19 protein-coding genes are annotated in these 21,162 nt (G+C 64.6%); 13 read left to right on the top strand and 6 right to left on the bottom strand.

What is annotated here, in order from left to right:
- Positions 1-86 precede the first annotated feature (86 nt).
- Positions 87-2,312 (bottom strand): catalase/peroxidase HPI, encoded by a 2,226-nt coding sequence (gene katG, locus BUA41_RS03770; protein WP_072819859.1) that lies wholly within the window; start codon positions 2,310-2,312, stop codon positions 87-89.
- Between the two features lie 304 nt (positions 2,313-2,616).
- On the opposite strand from katG, the gene BUA41_RS03765 reads away from it, so the two are divergent.
- The 6 genes from BUA41_RS03765 (at position 2,617) to BUA41_RS03740 (ending at position 7,388) form a co-directional block, all read left to right on the top strand.
- Complete coding sequence (locus BUA41_RS03765) at positions 2,617-3,873, top strand: dicarboxylate/amino acid:cation symporter (protein ID WP_072819858.1); 1,257 nt, start codon at positions 2,617-2,619, stop codon at positions 3,871-3,873.
- A 173-nt stretch (positions 3,874-4,046) separates the two neighbouring features.
- Positions 4,047-5,357, top strand: a complete 1,311-nt coding sequence (locus BUA41_RS03760) for a PQQ-dependent sugar dehydrogenase (RefSeq protein ID WP_072820167.1) — start codon at positions 4,047-4,049, stop codon at positions 5,355-5,357.
- Between the two features lie 63 nt (positions 5,358-5,420).
- Complete coding sequence (locus tag BUA41_RS03755) at positions 5,421-5,711, top strand: type II toxin-antitoxin system ParD family antitoxin (RefSeq protein WP_072819857.1); 291 nt, start codon at positions 5,421-5,423, stop codon at positions 5,709-5,711.
- Positions 5,708-6,052, top strand: coding sequence for a type II toxin-antitoxin system RelE/ParE family toxin (locus tag BUA41_RS19695; protein WP_072819856.1), 345 nt, complete (start codon positions 5,708-5,710; stop codon positions 6,050-6,052). Before BUA41_RS03755 ends, BUA41_RS19695 begins: the two co-directional genes overlap by 4 nt.
- Positions 6,053-6,168: 116 nt before the next feature.
- Positions 6,169-6,909, top strand: a complete 741-nt coding sequence (locus BUA41_RS03745; protein WP_072819855.1) for a creatininase family protein — start codon at positions 6,169-6,171, stop codon at positions 6,907-6,909.
- An 86-nt stretch (positions 6,910-6,995) separates the two neighbouring features.
- Positions 6,996-7,388 carry a hypothetical protein gene (locus tag BUA41_RS03740; protein WP_072819854.1) on the top strand — a complete coding sequence of 131 codons (393 nt, stop codon included), beginning with the start codon at positions 6,996-6,998 and terminating at the stop codon, positions 7,386-7,388.
- 27 nt (positions 7,389-7,415) lie between these two features.
- On the opposite strand, the gene BUA41_RS03735 is transcribed toward BUA41_RS03740, so the two are convergent.
- Positions 7,416-8,036 carry a porin family protein gene (locus BUA41_RS03735; RefSeq protein ID WP_072819853.1) on the bottom strand — a complete coding sequence of 207 codons (621 nt, stop codon included), beginning with the start codon at positions 8,034-8,036 and terminating at the stop codon, positions 7,416-7,418.
- Between the two features lie 78 nt (positions 8,037-8,114).
- Positions 8,115-8,831, bottom strand: a complete 717-nt coding sequence (locus BUA41_RS03730; protein WP_072819852.1) for a YebC/PmpR family DNA-binding transcriptional regulator — start codon at positions 8,829-8,831, stop codon at positions 8,115-8,117.
- 133 nt (positions 8,832-8,964) lie between these two features.
- Here BUA41_RS03730 and BUA41_RS03725 point away from each other — a divergent pair, with 133 nt between their 5' ends.
- Positions 8,965-9,171, top strand: a complete 207-nt coding sequence (locus tag BUA41_RS03725; protein ID WP_072820165.1) for a DUF3565 domain-containing protein — start codon at positions 8,965-8,967, stop codon at positions 9,169-9,171.
- A gap of 42 nt (positions 9,172-9,213) precedes the next feature.
- Here BUA41_RS03725 and BUA41_RS03720 read toward each other — a convergent pair whose 3' ends face one another.
- Entirely contained in the window at positions 9,214-10,017 is an 804-nt protein-coding gene (locus tag BUA41_RS03720; protein ID WP_072819851.1) for an acyl-CoA thioesterase, read from the bottom strand.
- A 106-nt stretch (positions 10,018-10,123) separates the two neighbouring features.
- Here BUA41_RS03720 and tadA point away from each other — a divergent pair, with 106 nt between their 5' ends.
- A complete protein-coding gene (tadA, locus tag BUA41_RS03715; RefSeq protein ID WP_072819849.1) occupies positions 10,124-10,579 on the top strand; it encodes a tRNA adenosine(34) deaminase TadA in 456 nt (151 codons plus the stop codon).
- Between the two features lie 4 nt (positions 10,580-10,583).
- Here the strand turns inward: tadA and mltF are convergent, their stop codons facing one another.
- Positions 10,584-12,041, bottom strand: coding sequence for a membrane-bound lytic murein transglycosylase MltF (gene mltF / locus BUA41_RS03710; protein WP_072819847.1), 1,458 nt, complete (start codon positions 12,039-12,041; stop codon positions 10,584-10,586).
- Between the two features lie 169 nt (positions 12,042-12,210).
- Here mltF and purL point away from each other — a divergent pair, with 169 nt between their 5' ends.
- Positions 12,211-16,155, top strand: coding sequence for a phosphoribosylformylglycinamidine synthase (gene purL, locus BUA41_RS03705; RefSeq protein ID WP_072819845.1), 3,945 nt, complete (start codon positions 12,211-12,213; stop codon positions 16,153-16,155).
- 9 nt (positions 16,156-16,164) lie between these two features.
- On the opposite strand, the gene BUA41_RS03700 is transcribed toward purL, so the two are convergent.
- Positions 16,165-16,404 carry a hypothetical protein gene (locus BUA41_RS03700; RefSeq protein ID WP_072819843.1) on the bottom strand — a complete coding sequence of 80 codons (240 nt, stop codon included), beginning with the start codon at positions 16,402-16,404 and terminating at the stop codon, positions 16,165-16,167.
- Positions 16,405-16,541: 137 nt separating this feature from the next.
- Between BUA41_RS03700 and radD the strand changes: the two genes are divergently transcribed.
- The 4 genes from radD (at position 16,542) to rluB (ending at position 21,115) form a co-directional block, all read left to right on the top strand.
- Positions 16,542-18,350 carry a DNA repair helicase RadD gene (radD, locus tag BUA41_RS03695; protein WP_072819841.1) on the top strand — a complete coding sequence of 603 codons (1,809 nt, stop codon included), beginning with the start codon at positions 16,542-16,544 and terminating at the stop codon, positions 18,348-18,350.
- A gap of 109 nt (positions 18,351-18,459) precedes the next feature.
- Positions 18,460-19,365, top strand: a complete 906-nt coding sequence (locus BUA41_RS03690) for a segregation and condensation protein A (protein ID WP_072819839.1) — start codon at positions 18,460-18,462, stop codon at positions 19,363-19,365.
- Entirely contained in the window at positions 19,362-20,255 is an 894-nt protein-coding gene (gene scpB / locus BUA41_RS03685) for an SMC-Scp complex subunit ScpB (protein ID WP_072819837.1), read from the top strand. Before BUA41_RS03690 ends, scpB begins: the two co-directional genes overlap by 4 nt.
- Complete coding sequence (gene rluB / locus BUA41_RS03680; RefSeq protein ID WP_072819835.1) at positions 20,252-21,115, top strand: 23S rRNA pseudouridine(2605) synthase RluB; 864 nt, start codon at positions 20,252-20,254, stop codon at positions 21,113-21,115. Before scpB ends, rluB begins: the two co-directional genes overlap by 4 nt.
- The last annotated feature ends 47 nt before the right edge of the window (positions 21,116-21,162 follow it).

Genomic DNA, 21,162 nt, shown 5'->3' with positions numbered 1-21,162 from the left:
CATAAAAAAACGGCGTTTCAACTTCCATTGAAACGCCGCCTTCGTTTTTTAATGACCTGCACTTGCTGAAATCACGCAGGCCAATATCATGCTAGATCGAAGCGGTCCGCGTTCATCACCTTGTTCCAGGCGCCGACGAAGTCTTTCACGAACTTCTCCCTTGCGTCGTCCTGGGCATAGACCTGGGTCAGCGCACGCAGTTGTGAGTTGGAGCCGAAGATCAGGTCCACGCGGGTGCCGGTCCACTTCACCTCACCGGTCTGGCGATCGCGGCCCTCGAACACGTCGGCATCCGCCGAGGTCGGCTTCCACTCGATGTTCAAGTCGACCAGGTTCACGAAGAAGTCGTTGGTGAGCGTTTCCGGACGCGTGGTGAACACGCCGTGCGGTGACTGGCCGACGTTCGCGTTCAGCGCGCGCATGCCGCCCACCAGCACGGTCATTTCCGGTGCGCTCAGCCCCAGCAAGTGCGCCCTGTCGACCAGCATCTCCTCGTCGGAGACGGTGAACGCGGTCCGGCGGTAGTTGCGGAACCCGTCGGCTTCCGGCTCGAGCGGCGCGAAGGATTCCGCATCGGTCTGCTCCTCGGTGGCGTCGGTGCGGCCCGGCGCAAATGGAACCTCGATGGCATGACCGGCATCCTTCGCGGACTTCTCGATGGCGGCGCCGCCGCCGAGGACGATCAGGTCGGCCAATGACACCTTTTTGTTGCCCGACTGGGCGCCGTTAAAGGCTTCCTGGATATCCGCCAGTGTCTGGAGCACCTTTGCCAGCTGTCCGGGCTGGTTGGCTTCCCAGTCCTTCTGCGGGGCCAGGCGGATGCGGGCGCCGTTGGCGCCACCGCGCATGTCGGAGCCCCGGAAGGTGGAAGCGGAGGCCCAGGCGGTCGAGACCAGCTCGGGCACGGAGAGATCGGAGGCGAGGATCTTGCCCTTGAGCTCGGCAATGTCCCCGGCGTCGACCAGCTCGTGATCCACCGCCGGAACCGGGTCCTGCCAGATCAGGTCCTCCGCCGGGACTTCCGGGCCGAGGTAGCGCACCTTCGGGCCCATGTCCCGGTGGGTCAGCTTGAACCAGGCCCGGGCGAAGGCGTCCGCGAACTCTTCCGGGTTCTTGTGGAAATGCTCGCAGATCTTGCGGTACGACGGGTCTTCCCGCATGGCGATGTCGGCGGTGGACATCATGATCGGCACGCGTTTCGAGGCATCTTCCGGGTCCGGGGCCATGTCCCTTTCCGTGAGGCCTTTCGGCCTCCACTGGTTGGCGCCGGCGGGGCTCTTGGTCAACTCCCACTCGTAACCGAACAGCATGTCGAAGTAGCTCATGTCCCACGTCGTCGGGGTCGGTGTCCAGGCGCCCTCGAGCCCACTGGTGATGGTATCGCGACCCTTGCCGCTGGCGTAGCTGCTCTTCCAGCCCAGGCCCATGTCCTCGATGGGAGCGGCTTCCGGTTCGGGGCCGACATGGGACGGGTCACCCGCGCCGTGGGTCTTGCCGAAGGTGTGACCGCCAGCCGTCAGGGCAGCCGTCTCGTAGTCGTTCATCGCCATGCGGGCGAAGGTCTCACGGATGTCCCGGGCGGACGCCAGGGGGTCGGGATTGCCGTCCGGACCCTCGGGGTTCACGTAGATCAGGCCCATCTGGACGGCGGCCAGCGGATTCTCGAGTTCCCTATCGCCGCTGTAGCGGCTGTTGGCCTTGTCGCTCGTGGCCAGCCATTCCTCTTCGGCACCCCAGTAGATGTCTTCTTCCGGCTGGTAGATATCCTCGCGCCCTCCGGCGAAGCCGAAGGTCTTGAAACCCATGGATTCCAGCGCGACGTTACCGGTGAGGATGAGGAGGTCGGCCCAGGAGAGCTTGTTGCCGTACTTCTGCTTGATCGGCCACAGCAGACGATGTGCCTTGTCCAGGTTGCCGTTGTCCGGCCAGCTGCTGATGGGAGCGAAGCGCTGGTTGCCGGTGCCGGCGCCACCCCGGCCGTCCCCCATGCGGTAGGTGCCGGCGCTGTGCCACGCCATGCGAATGAAGAACGGGCCGTAGTGGCCATAGTCGGCCGGCCACCAGTCCTGGGAGTCGGTCATCAGCGCTTCGAGGTCCTTCTTCACCGCGGCGAGGTCGAGGGTCTTGAACGCTTCGGCGTAGTCGAAATCCTCGTCCATCGGGCTGGACTTCGCGGAGTGCTGGTGAAGGATGTTGAGGTTCAGCTGGTTCGGCCACCAGTACTGGTTCGTCGCGCCCCTTCCACCCACTCTGGTCTGAGCCCCGTGCATGACCGGGCACTTGCCAGCGGTCTTGGTATTGTTCTCGTTCATGGCGTTCTCCTGTTACTGCTGCGGTGAAAAGCAGGGTTTTGAGTATGAGCATACGCCCAAGCTCGATCATCGGGTTACGTGGTTTTTCGTATCATTTAAATAGCTTTTGGCTATGCTTGTTTCGATCTCGAGACGCCCGATCGGGTGCCGAGCGATTTGCCGCGACACGACCGATCCCTCACAATCATCCCCTTCACGGATGAAGAAGTCGCATCATGGCACCAGCACGTTCTTGCCCCATCATTCCGACATGCCGCGTGTCGACCAAGCATCGCTTCCACGGCGAGCCCGCCGGAGGCGACCGATGAAAACGCTGCTGCGAGCCTACCTGGATGCCTCGCTGATCCTGCGGGTCAGTATTGCCCTCGTGCTCGGTGTGATCGTCGGCCTGCTGGGCGGGCAGGCGGCCGCCGACTGGCTGGCGCCGTTCGGCGACCTGCTGCTGCGGCTCCTGAAGTTCCTCATCGTGCCGATCGTGCTGTTCACGCTGATGGTCGGCATCAATCAGGCCAGCCCTGGCAGCATGGGGCGCATGGGTCGCAAGCTACTTGCGTACTATGTCGTCACCTCCGCGCTGGCGATCGTCGTCGGGCTTGGCGTCGCCACGCTGTTCGAGCCGGGGAGCGGTCTGACCCTCGACGAGAATGCCCAGGTAGAGGTACCCGAGAACCCGGGATTCGTGCAGGTTCTGTTGAACATCGTGCCGGATAACGTCTTCACGGCGTTCGCCGAGGTGAACCTGCTGGGCATCATCTTCACGGCCATCGTCTTCGGTCTCGCCCTCTTGAAACTGCGCACCTCCAGGACCCATGCCGATCTTGGCGAGCACCTCTATCGGGTGATCAACGGCCTGAACGAAATGACGCTGAAGGTCATGGCTGGCGTGCTGCAGTACGTGCCCATCGGCGTCTTCGCGATCGTCGCCGAGACGGTCGGCAAGCAGGGCATGGCCACGATTCTGTCGTTGGGCGACATGGTGGCGGTGCTCTACATTGCGTTGGCCGTCCATCTCGTCATCTATTGCGTGCTGATGCGTCTTTTCGGGGTGCGACTGAAAGCCTTCTTCCGCGAGGCGCGAACGCCGATGGCCACGGCCTTCGCTACCCAGAGCAGTTCGGGCACCTTGCCGCTGACCCTCGATGCCGCCCGGCGCCTGGAACTGCCCCGCAACCTTTATGGGGTCAGTCTGCCGCTCGGTGCCACCATCAACATGGACGGTGCGGCGATACGCATCGCGATCTCCGCCGTCTTCGCGGCCAACGTCATCGGTGCGCCGCTGGATTTCATGAGCATGGTCCAGATCGTGCTGATCGGTACCCTGACCTCGATCGGCACGGCCGGCGTGCCGGGCGCCGGTATCGTCATGATCGCCACCGTCTTCGCCCAGGTGGGGTTGCCGATCGAGACGGTCGCCCTGCTGGCCTCCATCGATGCCTTGGTCGGCATGGGGGCCACGGCACTCAACGTCACTGGCGATCTGGTTGGCACCTCGATCATCGCCCGCACCGAACGCAAGCACGAGGCGGCATCCGAGGCCGAGGCGGCCGAGCCGGCTGCCTAGATGCTCGGGTGAGGCGATAGCTTGGTGCCGGTACGATGCCGGTTGCCGATGAAACCTTCGACAAGCGAGAGGAGGAAGCTCAACCCGGCATGTCGGAGTCTCTGGTCGAGTCGGCCACTATGGCCGACACTGATCTCAGAAATATCACAAGTCTGCCAGATGAGGGTGCCGCCATGCCTCTGCTGCTCCCGAGCATTCTCGGGCTCCTTGCCCTGATGATGACCGCCTGCGGCGACATGGCCAAATTGCCGGTCTCCGCCGGGACAGGCCCCGACCCGCAATTGCCTCCGCCCAGCGAGACGCTGTTCCCCACGGTGAACATCGCGCCGGCCACGGGCTGGCCATCGGGTGAGAAGCCGGATGCCGTTCAGGGCACCGAGGTGACGGCGTTCGCCGATGGGCTCGATCATCCTCGCTGGCTCCACGTGCTGCCCAATGGCGATGTCCTGGTGGCCGAGACCAATCGCCCGCCCAAGGAAGCCGGAGGGCTTCGCGCCTGGATCATGGGATGGTTCATGGAACGGGCCGGCGCCGGCGGCAAGAGCGCCAATCGCATCACCCTGCTGCGCGATACCGATGGCGATGGCGTGGCGGACGAGCGCTCGACCTTCCTCGAGGGCTTGAATTCACCCTTCGGCATGGCCCTGGTCGGCAACGAGTTCTTCGTCGCCAATACCGATGCCGTGGTGCGCTTTCCCTATCGGGAGGGCCAGACCTGGATCACCGCCCCGGGGGAAACCCTCGTCGAGCTTCCTGCAGGGCCCATCAACCGCCACTGGACCAAGAGCCTGATCGCCAGTCCGGACGGCGACAAGCTCTACGTTGGCGTGGGCTCCAACAGCAACGTGGGCGAAAACGGCCTGGAAAACGAGGAAGGCCGCGCGGCGATCTGGGAGATCGACCCGGCCACCGGCGAGCATCGCGTCTTCGCCTCGGGGCTGCGCAACCCGGTGGGCCTGGCCTGGCAACCCGAGAGTGGCGAGCTCTGGGTGGCAGTCAACGAGCGCGACGAACTGGGCAGCGACCTGGTGCCGGATTACATGACCTCGGTGGAAGAAGGCGGCTTCTACGGCTGGCCCTACAGCTATTACGGTCAGCATGTGGATGAGCGGGTCGAGCCGCAAAAACCCGATCTCGTCGCCAGCGCCCTCGTTCCCGATTATGCCCTTGGGCCACACACCGCGTCATTGGGCCTGACGGCCGCTGAGGGCAATGATCTGCCCGAGCGCTTCAGCGATGGCATGTTCGTCGGCCAGCATGGCTCCTGGAATCGCAAGCCGCGCAGCGGCTACAAGGTGATCTTCGTCCCCTTCGAGCAGGGCATGCCCGCCGGTGAACCGATCGATGTGCTGACCGGATTCGTCAACGCCGACGAGAAGGCCCAGGGCCGGCCGGTGGGTGTGGCCATCGACCGGCAGGGCGGGCTGCTGGTGGCGGACGACGTGGGCAATGTCATCTGGCGGGTGAGTGGCAGTGGTGGTTGATTCGTTGTCGCTCCGGCTATATTGGCATATTATGCCAATATAGTGTTCAGAGGAGGTTTTCTCATGCCGACCCGCAATGTCGTGCTCACCGACGCCCAGGCTAGCCTGGTGGAGCGTCTGGTAGGCTCGGGCCGTTATCAGAATGCCAGCGAGGTGCTGCGCGAGGGGTTACGGCTGATCGAGAGCCGAGACCGGGAGGAGACTGCCCGGCTGCAAGCCTTGCAGCGGGCGGCGGATATCGGCATCGCCGACATGGAAGCCGAGCGTTTTCGCCTCTTTGAATCGTCGGATTCGCTGCAGGCGCATCTGACGGCTCTCGCCGAGGATGCCATCGAGGGTAACGGCACGGCATGACGCGGCATGAACGATGGACGGTTCGGCTGACAAAGACCGCTGAAGAGGACTTTCAAGGCATCGCGGCTTGGACGGCGCGGCATTTTGGTAAGGCGCAAGCCCGGATTTACGCCGAGACACTGACAGCCGCGATTACCGCGCTAACCTCAGGCCCAGACGTTCCTGGGGTTCGAGCGCGGGATGATATACGCAAAGGCGTTCGGGTGCTGCATGTTGCTCGCCGCGGGCGGAAGGGGCGGCATTTCTTGCTTTTTCGGGTAGGTGAGGATGCGATCGGGCGTCGCATCGAAGTGTTGAGAATCCTCCACGACGCCATAGACTTGCCGCGTCATCTGCCGTGAAGCTCGCTGAAAGTGCGCCATCCCGGGGATGTGGATGAGCACGACCCACCATCCGAGACCTGCCCGAGAAGATAGGACGCTTGTAGTATCGGTTCGGTGCGAAAAGGAGATGACTCATGCGATTGCAACTGGCCACCTGGCAGGAGGTAGAGGCGTATCTTCAGCGTTCGACGGGCATCATCATGCCCATCGGCTCCACCGAGCAGCACGGGCCCAACGGGCTGGTGGGCACCGATGCGATCTGCCCCGAGGCCATCGCCTGGGCCCTGGGCGAGCGGCATGACGTGCTGGTGGGGCCGACCCAGAACCTGGGCATGGCACAGCATCACCTGGCGTTTCCGGGCACCGTCAGCCTGCGCCCCAGCACGCTGATCGCGGTGCTGCGCGATACCGTGGGCTCCCTGGCGCGCCATGGCTTCACCCATATCTTCTTTCTCAATGGCCATGGCGGCAATATCGCCACGGTGAATGCCGCCTTCGCCGAGATCCAGGCCGAACGCAGCCTGGGCGAGCATTCGGGAGACGAGTTGCAGTTGACGCTTTACAACTGGTTCACGGGGCGACGCGGACGCGAACTGGCAAGCGAGTTGTTTGGCGACGCGGAAGGTGGCCACGCCACGCCCTCGGAGGTGTCATTGTCCTGGGCCGCACACCCGGAAGCGGTCAAGGCGGTGGCGATGTCGCCGCCCATCGCCCCCGGCGGAAGCGCCCAGTGCGATGCCCGGACGTTTCGGCAGCGCTTTCCCGACGGGCGCATGGGGTCGGATCCGTCACTGGCCAGCGTCGAGCACGGCCAGCGCTTCCTGCAAGCGGGTGTGGAGGATGCGCTGGAAGCCTACCGTGCGTTCCTGGGGTGAGCCGAGGCTCAGCGCTGGCTGCGCGATATACATGAACAACAAGCCGCTTCAATTTGGATATCGGTGCAAACGATAGAGGAGCAGACATGATCCCTACCGCCAAGACCGCCTTCGCCCTCCTGGCAATTGCTGCGTCGGGCCTTGTCATGGCCGAATCCGCGGGTCAGCAGAAGTATCCGGATATCGTCGACGTCGAGGTCATGCCCAGCGGCGAGAATCGCTTCGATTTCGACGTGACCGTGTCGTCACCCTACGATTCCGCGGAACGTTATGCGGATGCCTTTCGTGTCATGAGTCGTGATGAAGCGGTGTTCGGCGTGCGCGAACTGCTGCATGACCACGCCAACGAGCAGCCCTTCACCCGACGGCTGTCCGGTATCGAGATCCCACCAGAGGTGAACGAGGTGATCGTGCAGGGACGCGACCAGACCCATGGCTACGGCGGCGAGACCGTGCAGGTGGGGCTGCCGGGGCGTTGAAACCCCGGCCTTCACAGGTCGTGTCGATCAGAAATCGATCTCGAGGCCCAGATAGGCCCCCTTGCTCTCCCACTCATTGCCTTCGATCTCCATGGTCTCGTCCTGATAGCCGAGAGCGACGGTGGTCGATGCCGCGATCAGGTCCACCAGGTCGTAAGTCAGCCCCGCGCGCCAGCGATCGTGCTCGACGCTATCGCCGTCAAGATTCTGCTTGATCTCGGCTTCCACGCCCAGGGCACTGATCGGTAGCCGGAAGTGGGCACGTGCATTGGCATAGGCATTGTCGGAATCATCGATGCCGTCGGCGTCCATCTCCCAACGCTCGAAGCCGAGACCGGCGTCCAGGGAGGCACCCAGCACGTCGATCAACTCATAGTAGAACTCGGCGTTGAGGCTGTTCCCCTCTCCTGGGAAATCCTGATTCTTGTGTTCGGCGCCCACGGCGATGTTGGGCAGCAGCGGGATGGGATGTTCGAAGCGTAGTGACAGGTCCCCCTGGAAACCGTTGTCGCTTTCCCGGTCATGATATTCCCAGTCCGAGTAGGCGCCGTTGAGGCGAGCGGTGACGCCCAGGGCGTCGGCATTGGCATGGGTCGCACCGAGGATGAGTGCCGTGCCGATGAACGTGATGCGCGCAAGCTTTTTCATGATGACTTCCTGTCTTGAATGATGAGCCGGTCTCTGCCTGGGCCGCCAGGACGCCCTTTGCAGCCGGCAGCGGGGTGCTCACACCTCGGCGTTGTGATAGACGTTCTGCACGTCATCCAGGTCGTTGAGCATGTCGAGCAGTTTCTCGAACATCGCCACGTCGTCGCCCTCGATCACGGTGGTGGTCTGGGGCACGAACTGGATCTCGTCCACCTCGAAATCGATCTCGCCGAAGGTGTCGAGAAGGGCCTGCTTGGCCTTGGCGTATTCGGTATGCGGGGCGAAAACGGTGATGCGTTCGTCCTCGTTCTCGATGTCGGTGACATCCACGTCCGCCTCCATCAGCGCTTCGAGCACGGCATCCTCGTCGCCGCCGGCGAAGGCCAGAATGGCGCAGTGATCGAACATGTGGCTGACGCTGCCTGGCGTACCGAGCTTGCTTTTGGTCTTGGTGAAGCAGGAGCGCACGTCGCCGAAGGTGCGGTTGGGGTTGTCGGTCAGGCAGTCGACGATCACCATGCAGTTGCCGGGGCCGAAGCCTTCGTAACGCGCCGGGGAGAAGTCTTCGCCTCCGGCACCCGATGCCTTGTCCAGTGCCTTGTCGATCACGTGGGAGGGCACCTGGTCCTTCTTGGCGCGATCGATCAGCCCGCGCAGGGTCAGGTTGCCGGCGGGGTCGACGCCACCCGATTTGGCGCATACGTAGATCTCGCGACCGTACTTGCTGTACACCTTGGTCTTGGCGGCGGCCGTCTTGGCCATGGATTCCTTGCGGTTCTGGAAGGCCCTACCCATGTTGCATTCCCGTGACGTCGTGATCGAAGGGCGAATTTTACTCAACGAAGCAGAACGGGAACAGGGTTATTTGCCAACGAGGACGGTGCCCGCAAGGGGCTGGCGCTGGGAACGTCTTGTCGAGAGCGAGAGAATGAAGCAGCCCATCACCGGCTATCACAAGGATGACGAGGATCACTGGGTGGCAGAGCTGGCCTGTGGCCATTTCCAGCACGTGCGCCATACGCCACCCTGGGTGGTACGCCCCTGGGTCACGAGCGTCGAGGGGCGAGCGTCCATGCTCGGATTCGAGCTCGAGTGCGTGAAGTGCGAGACTGGCGCGCCCCGGGACAGCGTATGAAACGAACATCAGAAGACGTACCGGCGCCGCTGAGAGGCCTGTTCAGGAGCGCATTCGCGTCAGTCCTTCCTGGGCGCTGGAGGCGACCAGATGCCCTTGCAGATCGTAGATGCTGCCCCGGGCGAAGCCCCGCGCGCCACCGGCCCAGGGGCTGTCCATGTCGTAGAGCAGCCAGTCGTTGACCTTGACGTCGCGATGGAACCACAGCGCGTGGTCGAGGCTGGCGATCTGCAATCGGGGGTCGCGGAACTGGATGCCGTGGGGAACCAGGCTGGTGAGCAGCAGGTTGAAGTCGGAACTGTAGGCGAGCAGGTAGCGGTTGAGTGCCGCATCCTCGGGGAGTTCGCCTGCCAGGCGGAACCACAGGCGCTTTCGCGGGAAGTCCTCCTCGTCCTCGAAGTGGAGGAACTCGATGGGATGACCCTGGAAGTTGACCACTTCCATGCCGGCAGCCATCAACTCGTCTGGCTTGGGCAAGGGCGGCATCGGCGGCTGGTGGTGGAAGCCTTCTTCCTCGCCATGGAAGGAGGCGCTGCCGAAGAAGATCGTCCTGCCGTTCTGGATGGCGCTGACGCGCCGGGTGGTGAAGCTGCCGCCATCGCGCACGCGGTCGACCTGGTAGACGACCGGGCGCCTGGCATCCCCCGGGCGCAGGAAATAGCCATGCAGGGAGTGCACCCGGCGTGTGGGATCTACCGTCTGGCTGGCCGCCGAAAGGGCCTGGCCCAGGACCTGGCCACCGAACAGCTGGGGAAAGCCCAGGTCCTGGCTCCTGCCGCGGAAGAGGTTTTCCTCCAGGGTTTCCAGGGCGAGCAGTTCGACGAGTGTATCCAACGCGTGGGTCATGTTCTTATCCTAGATGACTCGGTGCCGTAGCAAAGCGCCACTGGCGCTCATACGTCTGTTTAAACATGGGTGGCCTACCGGCCGCATCATACTGGAGAGCGGTGCCATGCGCAGCGACGAATTCTACATGCACCGGGCCCTGGATCAGGCCCGGGAGGCGCTGGCGGCCGGCGAGGTGCCGGTGGGCGCGGTGGTGGTGGATGCCCGGGGCGAGATCCTGGGAGCCGGCTACAATGCCCCGATCTCCCGTCACGACCCGAGTGCCCATGCCGAGGTGCAGGCGCTGCGGGATGCCGCCATGCGCCTCGGCAACTATCGCCTCGACGGCTGCACGCTCTACGTGACCCTCGAACCCTGCATGATGTGCAGCGGGGCGATCATTCACGCACGCCTGGCAAGGCTGGTCTATGCGGCGGCGGAACCGCGCACCGGCATGATCGAGTCTCGCGCCAACCTGATTGCCCAGCCCTGGCACAATCATCGCGTCCAGGTCGAAAGCGGCGTGCTGGCCAGCCGCGCCAAGCAGCTGTTGCAGACATTCTTTGCCCAGCGCCGCGAGTAGTTCCTCACAACACCGGCGGCACGATATCGAATAGCTGACTCTCTTCCTGGGCATTCGGTGAGCGCTGGTTGAGCTGATAGAACTGCTGCTGACTGCGACTGACGTAGTTGAGAATCTCGTAATATCGCCGGATGTTGCGCACGTAGATCACCGGCTCGCCGCCCCGGGCATAGCCGTAGTTGCCCTTGGAGTACCATTCGCGCTTCTGCAAGAGAGGCAACGAATCGCGCACGTCGGCCCAGCTGTAGGGGTCGCCGCCGCGTATCTCGGCGATCTTCTGGGCGTCGTAAAGGTGCCCGAGGCCGACGTTGTAGGCCGCCAGTGCCATCCAGGTGCGATCCGGCTCCCTGATCTCCGGTTGCAGCCGCTCCTTCACGCTGACCAGGTAACGCGAACCGCCGTCGATGCTCTGCAGCGGATCGAGTCGATTCTTGATGCCCATCTGCTTGGCGGTGGGTTGGGTCAGCATCATCAAGCCGCGTACCCCGGTCGGCGAGGTGGCGCGGGGCTTCCAGTGCGATTCCTGATAACCCAGGGCGGCCAGCAGTTTCCAGTCGATACCGGTGCGCCGGGCAGCTTCCTTGAAGGCGCTTTCGTACTGGGGCAGGCGCTTCTGGACGTGACGAATGAACAGACGCGCCCCGACGTATTCCAGGTAGTCGTCGTGGCCGAAGTAACGGTCGACCAGGTCGTGGAGGATGTTTTCCCTGCGCAGCTTGTCGAGAAAGCGGTTGACCTCCCTCAGAAGCCCGAGGCCTTCGCTGGCCGGCACCGCCCAGACCAGGCTCAGCGACTCGCCGAGGGTGAAGCCATCCTCCACCCCCGGGTAGAACAGGCGATTGAGCTTGAACTGGTGTGCATAGATCACGGCGGCGTCGAGCTCGCCGTTTTCGATCATGTGCAGCAGATCGGCGACCTCCACACCCGTGGACTCCCGCCAACCCAGCTCGGGAAGCTGGCGCTGCAGTTCGCGCAGCGCCTGGCTGGCCCCGGAGTGGCGGATCACTCCCACCTTGCGCCCGATCAGGTCTTCCGGGTCGCGTACCGGCGGCAGGTCGCGACGGTAAACCACTAGCGGCTGCAGTTCGAGGATGGGCCGACTGTAGTGGATGCCGGACGGGATCGGTCCCATGGGCAGGGCGGCGGCACCGAGATCGGCGTCACCCTGGCGCACGATCGTCAGGACATCGTCGATGCTCTCGGTGGTGTCGATGGCCAGGCTGACGCCCAGATGATCGGCAAAACGTCGCACCAGTTCGAACTCGAAGCCGGTCGGCCCCTGTCGCCCCTGGTAATAGGTTGTCGGGGTGTTGCGGGTGATGACCTGAAGAAAGTCCCGGGTGCGAATCTTCTTCAGCAGTGGATCACCCGACTTCCAGGAGAGATCCGGCACCAGGGTCAGGACCAGAATGATCAGCGGGATTCGCCACCAGCGCGGGTCGCGGGCGAAGCTCTTGTACATGCATCTTAATCGACAGATAAGGAATTCGTACGATACCTCTGGTTCGTGGCGCTGTCATGTGGCCTGTAATCAACCGATTTCTCGCCGACCATGCTTTCCAGTATCATGTGGCCCTCATTGCCGCCGCTTGCGGCCCCCCATTCGGCTTTCTTCAGAGGCTTTTCCCGAGATGCTCGAACTGCGAGGAGCGCCCGCCCTTTCCGCTTTCCGTCACGCCAAGCTGCTGAATACCCTGCAGGATAGGGTGCCCGAGGTCGAATCCCTCGAGGCGGAGTATGTCCATTTCATCGACCACGATGACGAGTTGACCTCCGATGCTCGTGCCACGCTCGAAAGCCTGCTCACCTATGGCGCGAGGTGCCACGGCGAGGCCTCGCATCACGGTCACCTGTTTCTGGTCGTGCCCCGGCTGGGTACCCTGTCGCCCTGGTCATCCAAGGCCACCGACATCGCCCGCAATTGTGGATTGAGTCAGGTTCGGCGCATCGAGCGTGGGGTCGCCTACCGGATCAGCCTGCGGGGCGTGTTGAGCGAAGAGGCCTTCGAGGCCATCGTCGCCACCCTGCATGACCGCATGACCGAGTCGGTGCTGGCCAACGCCTCGGATGCGGTCAAGCTGTTCTCGCACCAGGCGCCGGCCCCCCTGGGGACGGTGGATGTCCTGAGCGGGGGCCGCCAGGCGCTGGCTACGGCCAATGCCGAATTGGGCCTGGCCTTGGCCGAGGACGAGATCGACTATCTGGTACGGGCCTTCGAGGAGCTCGAGCGCAACCCGAGCGATGTCGAGCTGATGATGTTCGCCCAGGCCAATTCCGAGCATTGCCGCCACAAGATCTTCAATGCCGACTGGGTCATCGACGGCGAGCCACAACCCCGCTCCCTGTTCAGGATGATCAAGCACACCCACGAGTGCGCCAGCGACGATATCCTCTCGGCCTACAGCGACAATGCCGCGGTCATCCGGGGCAGCGAAGCGGGGCGTTTCTTTCCCGCGCCGTTGACCGGCCAGGCAGGGGAGCAGGCCGTCTATGCGGTGCATCGGGAGCCGATTCATATCCTGATGAAGGTCGAGACCCACAACCACCCCACGGCCATCGCGCCGTTTCCCGGGGCGGCCACCGGCGCCGGCGGCGAGATCCGCGATGAAGGCGCGACGGGCATCGGCGGCAAGCCCAAGGCGGGGCTGACCGGCTTCGCGGTCTCCAACCTGCACATTCCCGAGTTCGTGCAGCCCTGGGAGGCCTTCGACTACGGCAAGCCCGAGCGCATCAAGTCGGCGCTGGACATCATGCTCGAGGCGCCCATCGGCGGCGCGGCCTTCAACAACGAGTTCGGCCGACCCAACCTGGCCGGCTACTTTCGCACCTACGAGCAGGATATCGTCGGCCTCGAGGGCATCGAGTGTCGTGGCTATCACAAGCCGATCATGCTCGCCGGCGGCTACGGCAACATCCGCGAAGGCCACGTACAAAAGGGCGAGATTCCGATTGGCGCCAAGCTGATCGTCATGGGTGGCCCGGCCATGCTGATCGGCCTGGGCGGTGGTGCCGCCTCGAGCATGGCGTCGGGGCATTCCAGTGCCGATCTGGATTTTGCCTCGGTGCAGCGCGACAACCCGGAAATGGAGCGTCGTGCCCAGGAGGTCATCGACCGCTGCTGGGCGCTGGGTAGCGACAATCCGATTCGCTTCATCCATGACGTGGGCGCCGGCGGGCTCTCCAATGCCCTGCCGGAGCTGGTCAAGGATGGCGGGCGCGGCGGACGTTTCGAGCTGCGTGCCGTGCCCAACGCCGAGCCGGGCATGAGCCCGCTTGCGATCTGGTGCAACGAGGCCCAGGAGCGCTACGTGCTGGCGGTGGCGGCAGAAGATATCGATACCTTCGATGCCCTCTGCGAACGGGAGCGCTGCCCCTATGCGGTGGTCGGCGAGGCCAGCGAGGCGCACCACCTGACCGTGCACGACGCGCATTTCGAGACCACGCCGATCGACCTGCCGATGAGCGTGCTGTTCGGCAAGCCGCCGAAGATGCAGCGCGAGTTCCAGCGCCGCACCCTGGAAATGCCCGGCGCCGACTTCGACAATCTCGACCTGCGCGAGGCCTTGGATCGGGTGCTGCGTCTGCCGGCGGTGGCCTCCAAAGGCTTCTTGATCACCATCGGCGATCGTTCGATCACCGGCCTGGTAGCGCGGGATCAGATGGTCGGCCCCTGGCAGGTGCCGGTGGCCGACGTGGCGGTGACCACCGCCAGTTTCGATACCCACGCCGGCGAGGCGATGGCCCTGGGCGAACGCCCGCCGGTGGCGTTGATCGACCCCGCCGCCAGTGCTCGCCTGGCGGTGGCCGAGGCAATCACCAACCTGGCCGCGGCGCCCATCGCCAAGCTTTCCGACGTCAAGCTCTCGGCCAACTGGATGAGTGCCCCGGATCACCCGGGTGAGAATCAGGCGCTGTTCGACGCCGTGCACGCGGTGGGCATGGAGCTTTGCCCGGCACTGGGCATCGCCATTCCGGTGGGCAAGGACTCCATGTCGATGCGTACCGCCTGGCAGGAGGGCGAGGCTGAACTTGAGAGCGGGGAGGCCGAGACCAAGGCAGTCACCGCACCGCTGTCGTTGAACGTGACCGGCTTCGCCCCGGTCACGGATGCGTTGAGAACCCTCACGCCGCAGATGCGCCTGGACCAGGACGAGAGCGATCTGATCCTGATCGACCTGGGCGAGGGCAAAAACCGCCTGGGCGGTTCGGCGCTGGCCCAGGTCTATGGCCAGGTGGGCAACGAGTGCCCGGACCTCGACGACGCGGAAGACCTCAAGGCCTTCTTCACCGTGATCCAGGGGCTCAACGCCGACGACAAGTTGCTGGCCTATCACGATCGCGGCGACGGCGGGCTATTGATCACCCTGCTGGAGATGGCCTTCGCCGGTCGCGGTGGTCTCGAGATCAAGCTGGACTGGCTGATCGACGACCCCTTCGAGGCCGCCGGCGCCTTGTTTGCCGAGGAACTGGGGGCGGTGATCCAGGTCAACCGCCGGGACACCGAGTTCGTGCTGGCGCAGTTCGCGGCGGCGGGTATCGATACCTGCGGTGTCATCGCCCGGCCGCGCTACGACGACCAGATTCGCGTGACGCTGTTCGAGCACCCCCTGCTCGAGACCACCCGCGCCCTGACCCAGCGTACCTGGGCCGAGACCAGCTATCGCCTGCAGGCGCTGCGCGACAATCCGGCCTGCGCCAAGTCCGAGTTCGACGACCTGCTCGATCTGCGCGATCCGGGGCTCTCCGCCACGCCCAGCTTCGATGTCGACGAGGAGATCACCGCGCCGTTCATCAATACCACGCGGCCGCCCATGGCGATCCTGCGCGAGCAGGGCGTCAACGGCCACGTGGAGATGGCGGCGGCCTTCGACAAGGCCGGCTTCGAGGCCATCGACGTGCACATGAGCGACATCCTCGCCGGACGTTCATCCCTGGAGGACTTCAAGGGACTGGTGGCCTGCGGCGGCTTCTCCTTCGGCGACGTGCTGGGCGCCGGGGGCGGCTGGGCCAAGTCGGTACTTTTCAATGCGCGGGCCCGGGAGCAGTTCGCCGCGTTCTTTGCCCGGGACGACAGCTTCGCGCTGGGCGTCTGCAACGGCTGCCAGATGCTCGCCCAGCTCAAGGAGCTGATTCCCGGTGCCGAGAACTGGCCGCGTTTCGTGCGCAACGAGTCCGAACAGTTCGAGGCTCGCGTCTCCATGGTGCAGGTCGAGGAGAGCCCGTCGATCCTGCTGGCCGGCATGCAGGGTTCGCGATTGCCGATCGCCGTCGCGCACGGCGAGGGGCGTGCCGAGTTCCGCGACAGTGCGCACCTGCGCAGCATGCAGGGTAGCGGCCAGATCGCCCTGCGCTATGTGGACAACTACGGTCAGGTGACCACGCGTTACCCGGCCAACCCCAACGGCTCCCCCGCCGGCATCACCGGCCTGACCACACCGGATGGGCGGGTGACCATCATGATGCCGCACCCGGAGCGGGTGGCCCGGGCGGTCACCAACTCCTGGCGGCCTTTGGAATGGACCCGGGATGGCGCCTGGCTGAGGATGTTCCGCAACGCGCGGGTGTGGTTGGGCTGAGAACGAACGCTAGGGTTCTATGGGCTTGCCCTGCTCATCCAGCGGGGCGTGGCTCACCCCGAGCTTGCGTTCCAGATCGTCTAGCATGTGCTCGTAGCTGCGGCTCAAGGTGTCGAAACGACCGAAGTCGTAGCCACACTGTTCGCAGAACACGTGGTACTGTCCCTCGCGGCCGGGCGGAAAGCGTTTCTCCTTGCTGCCACATTCGGGACATTCTGGTCCGGTAGGAGCCTTGGCGGGAAATTTCATCGTCCAACTCCTTTTCGTTACTCATGAGTCGACAACCATAATGACATTCGCCCAGGGGCTTCGTTCACCATAGCCCCATTTGCCGGCCGGTGTCAGCCATTGGGGAATGACGGCTACCCGCGTAACATGCGTGCATCATGTCCAGCCAAGAATCCAGTGCGCGAATCGCGCCCGTTCCATCGCCGCCCAGGCTTCGCCCCTATCAGCAGCAGGCGGTGACGCGGGTGGTCGAGCACTTTCGCGACAGCCACGCGCCGGCAGTCGTGGTGTTGCCCACCGGCAGCGGCAAGTCGCTGGTGATCGCCGAACTGGCGCGCCTGGCTCGCGGCCGGGTGCTGGTACTGGCCCACGTGCGCGAGCTGGTGGAGCAGAATCATGCCAAGTATCAGGCCTACGGCCTGGACGCGGACATCTTCAGCGCCGGGCTGGGGCAAAAGCAGGCCGAGCGCCAGGTGGTGTTCGGTTCGGTGCAGTCCGTGGTGCGCAACCTGGACAGTTTCGAGAAGGGCGGTTTCACGCTGCTGGTGATCGACGAGTGCCACCGCGTGTCGCCGGACAAGGACGCCAGCTATCGCCAGGTCATCGACCACCTCAAGCGCGCCAATCCACGCCTCAAGATTCTCGGCTTGACTGCCACCCCGTACCGCCTGGGGCAGGGCTTCATCTATCATCGCCATTGTCACGGCATGGTACGCGGCGAGGCGGACTGCTTCTTCCAGGCGTGCGTGTTCGAGCAGCCGCTGCGGCTGATGGTCAAGCAGGGCTATCTGGCACCGCCGGTCCGCGTGGACGCCGCCGTGGAGCGCTACGACTTCTCGCGACTCGCCCCCAACGCGCGGGGGCTGTTCGCCGAGGAGGAGCTCAACCGGGTGGTGCGTGGCAACCGCGCCACGCCGACCATCATCGAGGAGATCGTCGCCCGTGCCCGCGACCGCCGCGGGGTGATGCTGTTCGCCGCCACCGTGGACCACGCCGAGGAGATACTCGGTTACCTGCCTGCCGACGAGGCAGCGCTGATTACCGGAGCGACGCCCTCCAGGGAGCGCCAGCGGCTGATCGAGGCGTTCAAGACCGAGCGCTTGAAGTACCTGGTCAATGTCGCGGTGCTCACCACCGGCTTCGACGCGCCCCATGTGGATCTGATCGCCATCCTGCGGCCCACCGAGTCCGTGGGTCTCTACCAGCAGATCGTCGGCCGCGGCCTGCGCCTGGCACCCGGCAAGACCGATTGCCTGATCCTCGATTACGCCGGCAATCCCTGGGACCTCTATGCGCCCGAGATCGGCTCGCCCAAGCCGGACAGCGACAGCGAACCGGTGCAGGTGGAATGCCCGTCCTGCGGCCATGCCAACCTTTTCTGGGGCAAGCGCGACGGCGATCTCGTCATCGAGCATCATGGCCGGCGCTGCCAAGGGCTTGTTGATGATCATCAAGGAAAACGAAGCCAGTGTGATTTCCGCTTCCGCTTCAAGACCTGCGAGGCCTGCGGCGCCGAGAATGACATCGCCGCCCGCGCTTGCCACGGCTGCGGCGAACGGCTGGTCGATCCCGACGACAAGCTGAAGGCGGCGCTGCGCCTGAAGGATGCCCGGGTGCTTAGGGTCAGCGGCATGCAGCTCGAGGCGACCCGCAACGGGCGCGGGCTGCCGCGGCTCAAGGTGACCTACCACGACGAGGACGGCGCGACCCTCGACGAGTGGTTCGCGCTGGAAACGCCGGCCCAGCGCGGCGCCTTCGCCGCGGCCTTCCTGCGCCATCACCTGCGTGCCCCGGGGGCGAACTGGCGGCCCACGTCGCCGGAGGCAGTCATCGCCGAGCGCCGACGCCTCAAGGCGCCGGATTTCGTGATCGGCCGACGGGCAGGGCGCCATTGGCAGGTGCGCGAGAAGCTGTTCGATTACGTGGGCCGCCATCGCAAAGCCTCGGCTGCCGGAGATGCGGGTTGAAACCTCGTCAATCCAACGTTCTGCCGTGTCCTCTACCTTGGTAGACTGCGGGTTTGGTGGTGCGCTGCGAAGCACAGAATAGCCAGAGGAACTTGCGCGCGTGGGTGACATGTCGGATATCGTCGAATCGCCGGACCAGGCGGCCGTTCAGGAAACGGCGGCGGTACTGGCGCGTCTGCACGACCAGCCGATCACCGAGCTGCCCCAGGACCTGTATATCCCGCCGGAGGCACTGCGGGTCTTCCTCGAGACCTTCGAGGGGCCGCTGGACCTGCTGCTCTACCTGATCCGACGCCAGAACCTGGATATCCTCGCCATCGATGTGGCCGCCATCACCCATCAGTACATCGAATACGTCGAGCTGATGAAGGCGATGGCGATCGACCTGGCCGGCGAATACCTGCTGATGGCGGCGATGCTCGCCGAGATCAAGTCGCGTACCCTGTTGCCGCGTCCGCCCAGGGGCGACGACGAGGAGGGCGAAGAGGACCCGCGTGCCGAGTTGATTCGCCGCCTGCAGGAGTACGAGCGCTTGAAGCTCGCCGCGGAAGGGCTGGATGAACTGCCCCGCCTGGGCCGGGACTGGTTCGGTGCCAGCGCGGGCCTGCCGATGCTGGAAACCCGGGTGGTGCATCCCGAGGTCGAACTCGACGAGCTGCTGCGGGCCCTGTCGGGCATTCTCAAGCGTGCCGAACTCAACCAGTCCCACACCATCAGCCGCGAGGTGCTCTCCACCCGGGAGCGCATGCTGGCCATCATGGAGCGTCTCGATCACGAGCACTTCACGACTTTCGAATCGCTGTTCACCCTCGAGGAAGGGCGCGCCGGGGTGATCGTGACCTTCATGGCGATCCTCGAACTGGCCAAGGAAATGATGATCGAGATCGTGCAGAACGTGCCACTGTCGCCGATCCATGTGCGGGCGCGTCGGCCGGTCGATGAGACGGAGGAGATAGACGAACTTGCCGGTGACGGTGACGATGATGGCGAAAGTGCCTTCGAGGAGACACCATGAGCGATAGCGTCCGGCTCGACGAGATTCTCGAGGCAGCGCTGCTGGCGGCGGGCGAACCCTTGCCGGTGGAGCGTCTGGAGGGCCTGTTCGACGAACGGGAGCGTCCGCCGCGCCGCGAATTGCGCGATGCCCTGGCGGAACTGGCCGCGCGGCTGGAGAACTCGGCGCTGGAGTTGACCGAGTCGGCCTCCGGTTTTCAGGTGCGCATTCGCCAGCGTCTCTCGCCCTGGGTCTCGCGGTTGTGGGACGAGCGTCCGCAGCGCTATTCGCGAGCACTGCTCGAGACCCTGGCGCTCATCGCCTATCGCCAGCCGGTGACACGCGGCGATATCGAAGAGGTGCGCGGCGTTGCGGTGAGCAGTTCGATCATGCGCACCCTGAACGAACGCGGCTGGATTCGCGTGGTCGGCCATCGCGACGTGCCGGGGCGTCCGGCGGTCTACGCCACCACCCGCCAGTTCCTCGACGACTTCGGCCTGAAGACCCTGGATGCCTTGCCGCCGATGCACGAACTCAAGGGCTTCGACCTGCTCGAAGAGACGCGATACGAAGACGAGATCGATATTCAGGGAGCCCAGGCGAGCGCGGGGCACGCAGCACCGAGCGAAGACGGCAGCACCGATGACGCCCCCGCGCTGAACGAGCCGGTAGCACCGGAATCGTTGCAAGAAGGGCAAGAAAAGCAAGAAGAGCAGCAAACGACGGCCGGGATGGCCGACGACGAAACCCACGCCGGGATGGCGTCCGACCGGCCGAGACTCAGCTTCGCCGATCTCGAAGCGCGCTTGGCCGAACGCGCCCGCAACCCGCAGACCGTCGAGAGCGAAAGCGACGATGACGGCCTCGCGGGCGCGGAACACTCATCAGACGAGACTACGTCCGACTCATGACTACCACTCCTACCGAAAAACTGCAGAAAGTCCTCGCCCGAGCCGGCCTGGGATCGCGCCGCGAGATGGAAACCGCCATCGGCGCCGGGCGCGTCAAGGTCAACGGCCAGGTCGCCTCCCTGGGCGACCGTGTCGAGGCCCGCGACAAGGTCACCTTCGACGACCGCCCGCTCAACCTGCGCGGCGCCGAGGAAGTGCCGCGCCGGGTCATCATGTACAACAAGCCCGAGGGCGAGCTGTGCACCCGCAAGGACCCGGAAGGGCGGCGCACCGTCTTCGAACGCCTGCCGCGCCTCAAGGGCGAGCGCTGGATCGCCATTGGCCGCCTGGACATCAACACCAGCGGCCTGTTGCTGTTCACCACCGACGGCGAACTCGCCAATCGCCTGATGCACCCCTCGACCCAGGTCGAACGCGAATACGCCGTGCGGGTGATGGGTAACGTCAAGCGCGAGCAGGTCGTGGCCATGGTCGAGGGCGTGATGCTCGAGGATGGCCCCGCGCGCTTCACCGACGTGCAGGAGTTCGGCGGCGAAGGCATCAACACCTGGTTCCACGTGGTGATCATGGAAGGGCGCAACCGCGAGGTGCGCAGGCTGTGGGAATCCCAGGGGCTCACCGTCAGCCGCCTAAAGCGCGTGCGCTACGGCAACATCTTCATCGACAAGCGGGCCAAGGCCGGCGAATGGGTCGAACTCAGCCAGGACGAGATCGACGACCTCTCCCACCTGGCCGGTCTCGAACCGCGCAAGGTGCCCGACCTGACCCCGGACGAGCAGAACCGCTGGAGCCGCGACAAGAACAAGCGCCGCCCGGTGCGCGCCATGCGCAAGCCCAAGGCGCCGCGACACAAGCGCTGACGCGGTTTTCGATCGAGGGTGTTTGAGTAGAAGGCTTGTTCCAGCGT

Origin of the sequence: Modicisalibacter ilicicola DSM 19980 (genome assembly GCF_900128925.1) — a bacterium.
In the GTDB taxonomy this organism is placed as follows: domain Bacteria; phylum Pseudomonadota; class Gammaproteobacteria; order Pseudomonadales; family Halomonadaceae; genus Modicisalibacter; species Modicisalibacter ilicicola.
The sequence above is the reverse complement of the archived record's forward strand: the minus strand, read 5'-3'. Positions and strand labels throughout refer to the sequence as shown.

Excerpts from the sequence above, each read along its gene's own strand:
- katG (WP_072819859.1), bottom strand. The coding sequence starts at position 2,312 with ATGAACGAGAACAATACCAAGACCGCTGGCAAGTGCCCGGTCATGCAC.
- BUA41_RS03765 (WP_072819858.1), top strand. The coding sequence starts at position 2,617 with ATGAAAACGCTGCTGCGAGCCTACCTGGATGCCTCGCTGATCCTGCGG.
- BUA41_RS03760 (WP_072820167.1), top strand. The coding sequence starts at position 4,047 with ATGCCTCTGCTGCTCCCGAGCATTCTCGGGCTCCTTGCCCTGATGATG.
- BUA41_RS03755 (WP_072819857.1), top strand. The coding sequence starts at position 5,421 with ATGCCGACCCGCAATGTCGTGCTCACCGACGCCCAGGCTAGCCTGGTG.
- BUA41_RS19695 (WP_072819856.1), top strand. The coding sequence starts at position 5,708 with ATGACGCGGCATGAACGATGGACGGTTCGGCTGACAAAGACCGCTGAA.
- BUA41_RS03745 (WP_072819855.1), top strand. The coding sequence starts at position 6,169 with ATGCGATTGCAACTGGCCACCTGGCAGGAGGTAGAGGCGTATCTTCAG.
- BUA41_RS03740 (WP_072819854.1), top strand. The coding sequence starts at position 6,996 with ATGATCCCTACCGCCAAGACCGCCTTCGCCCTCCTGGCAATTGCTGCG.
- BUA41_RS03735 (WP_072819853.1), bottom strand. The coding sequence starts at position 8,036 with ATGAAAAAGCTTGCGCGCATCACGTTCATCGGCACGGCACTCATCCTC.
- BUA41_RS03730 (WP_072819852.1), bottom strand. The coding sequence starts at position 8,831 with ATGGGTAGGGCCTTCCAGAACCGCAAGGAATCCATGGCCAAGACGGCC.
- BUA41_RS03725 (WP_072820165.1), top strand. The coding sequence starts at position 8,965 with ATGAAGCAGCCCATCACCGGCTATCACAAGGATGACGAGGATCACTGG.
- BUA41_RS03720 (WP_072819851.1), bottom strand. The coding sequence starts at position 10,017 with ATGACCCACGCGTTGGATACACTCGTCGAACTGCTCGCCCTGGAAACC.
- tadA (WP_072819849.1), top strand. The coding sequence starts at position 10,124 with ATGCGCAGCGACGAATTCTACATGCACCGGGCCCTGGATCAGGCCCGG.
- mltF (WP_072819847.1), bottom strand. The coding sequence starts at position 12,041 with ATGTACAAGAGCTTCGCCCGCGACCCGCGCTGGTGGCGAATCCCGCTG.
- purL (WP_072819845.1), top strand. The coding sequence starts at position 12,211 with ATGCTCGAACTGCGAGGAGCGCCCGCCCTTTCCGCTTTCCGTCACGCC.
- BUA41_RS03700 (WP_072819843.1), bottom strand. The coding sequence starts at position 16,404 with ATGAAATTTCCCGCCAAGGCTCCTACCGGACCAGAATGTCCCGAATGT.
- radD (WP_072819841.1), top strand. The coding sequence starts at position 16,542 with ATGTCCAGCCAAGAATCCAGTGCGCGAATCGCGCCCGTTCCATCGCCG.
- BUA41_RS03690 (WP_072819839.1), top strand. The coding sequence starts at position 18,460 with ATGTCGGATATCGTCGAATCGCCGGACCAGGCGGCCGTTCAGGAAACG.
- scpB (WP_072819837.1), top strand. The coding sequence starts at position 19,362 with ATGAGCGATAGCGTCCGGCTCGACGAGATTCTCGAGGCAGCGCTGCTG.
- rluB (WP_072819835.1), top strand. The coding sequence starts at position 20,252 with ATGACTACCACTCCTACCGAAAAACTGCAGAAAGTCCTCGCCCGAGCC.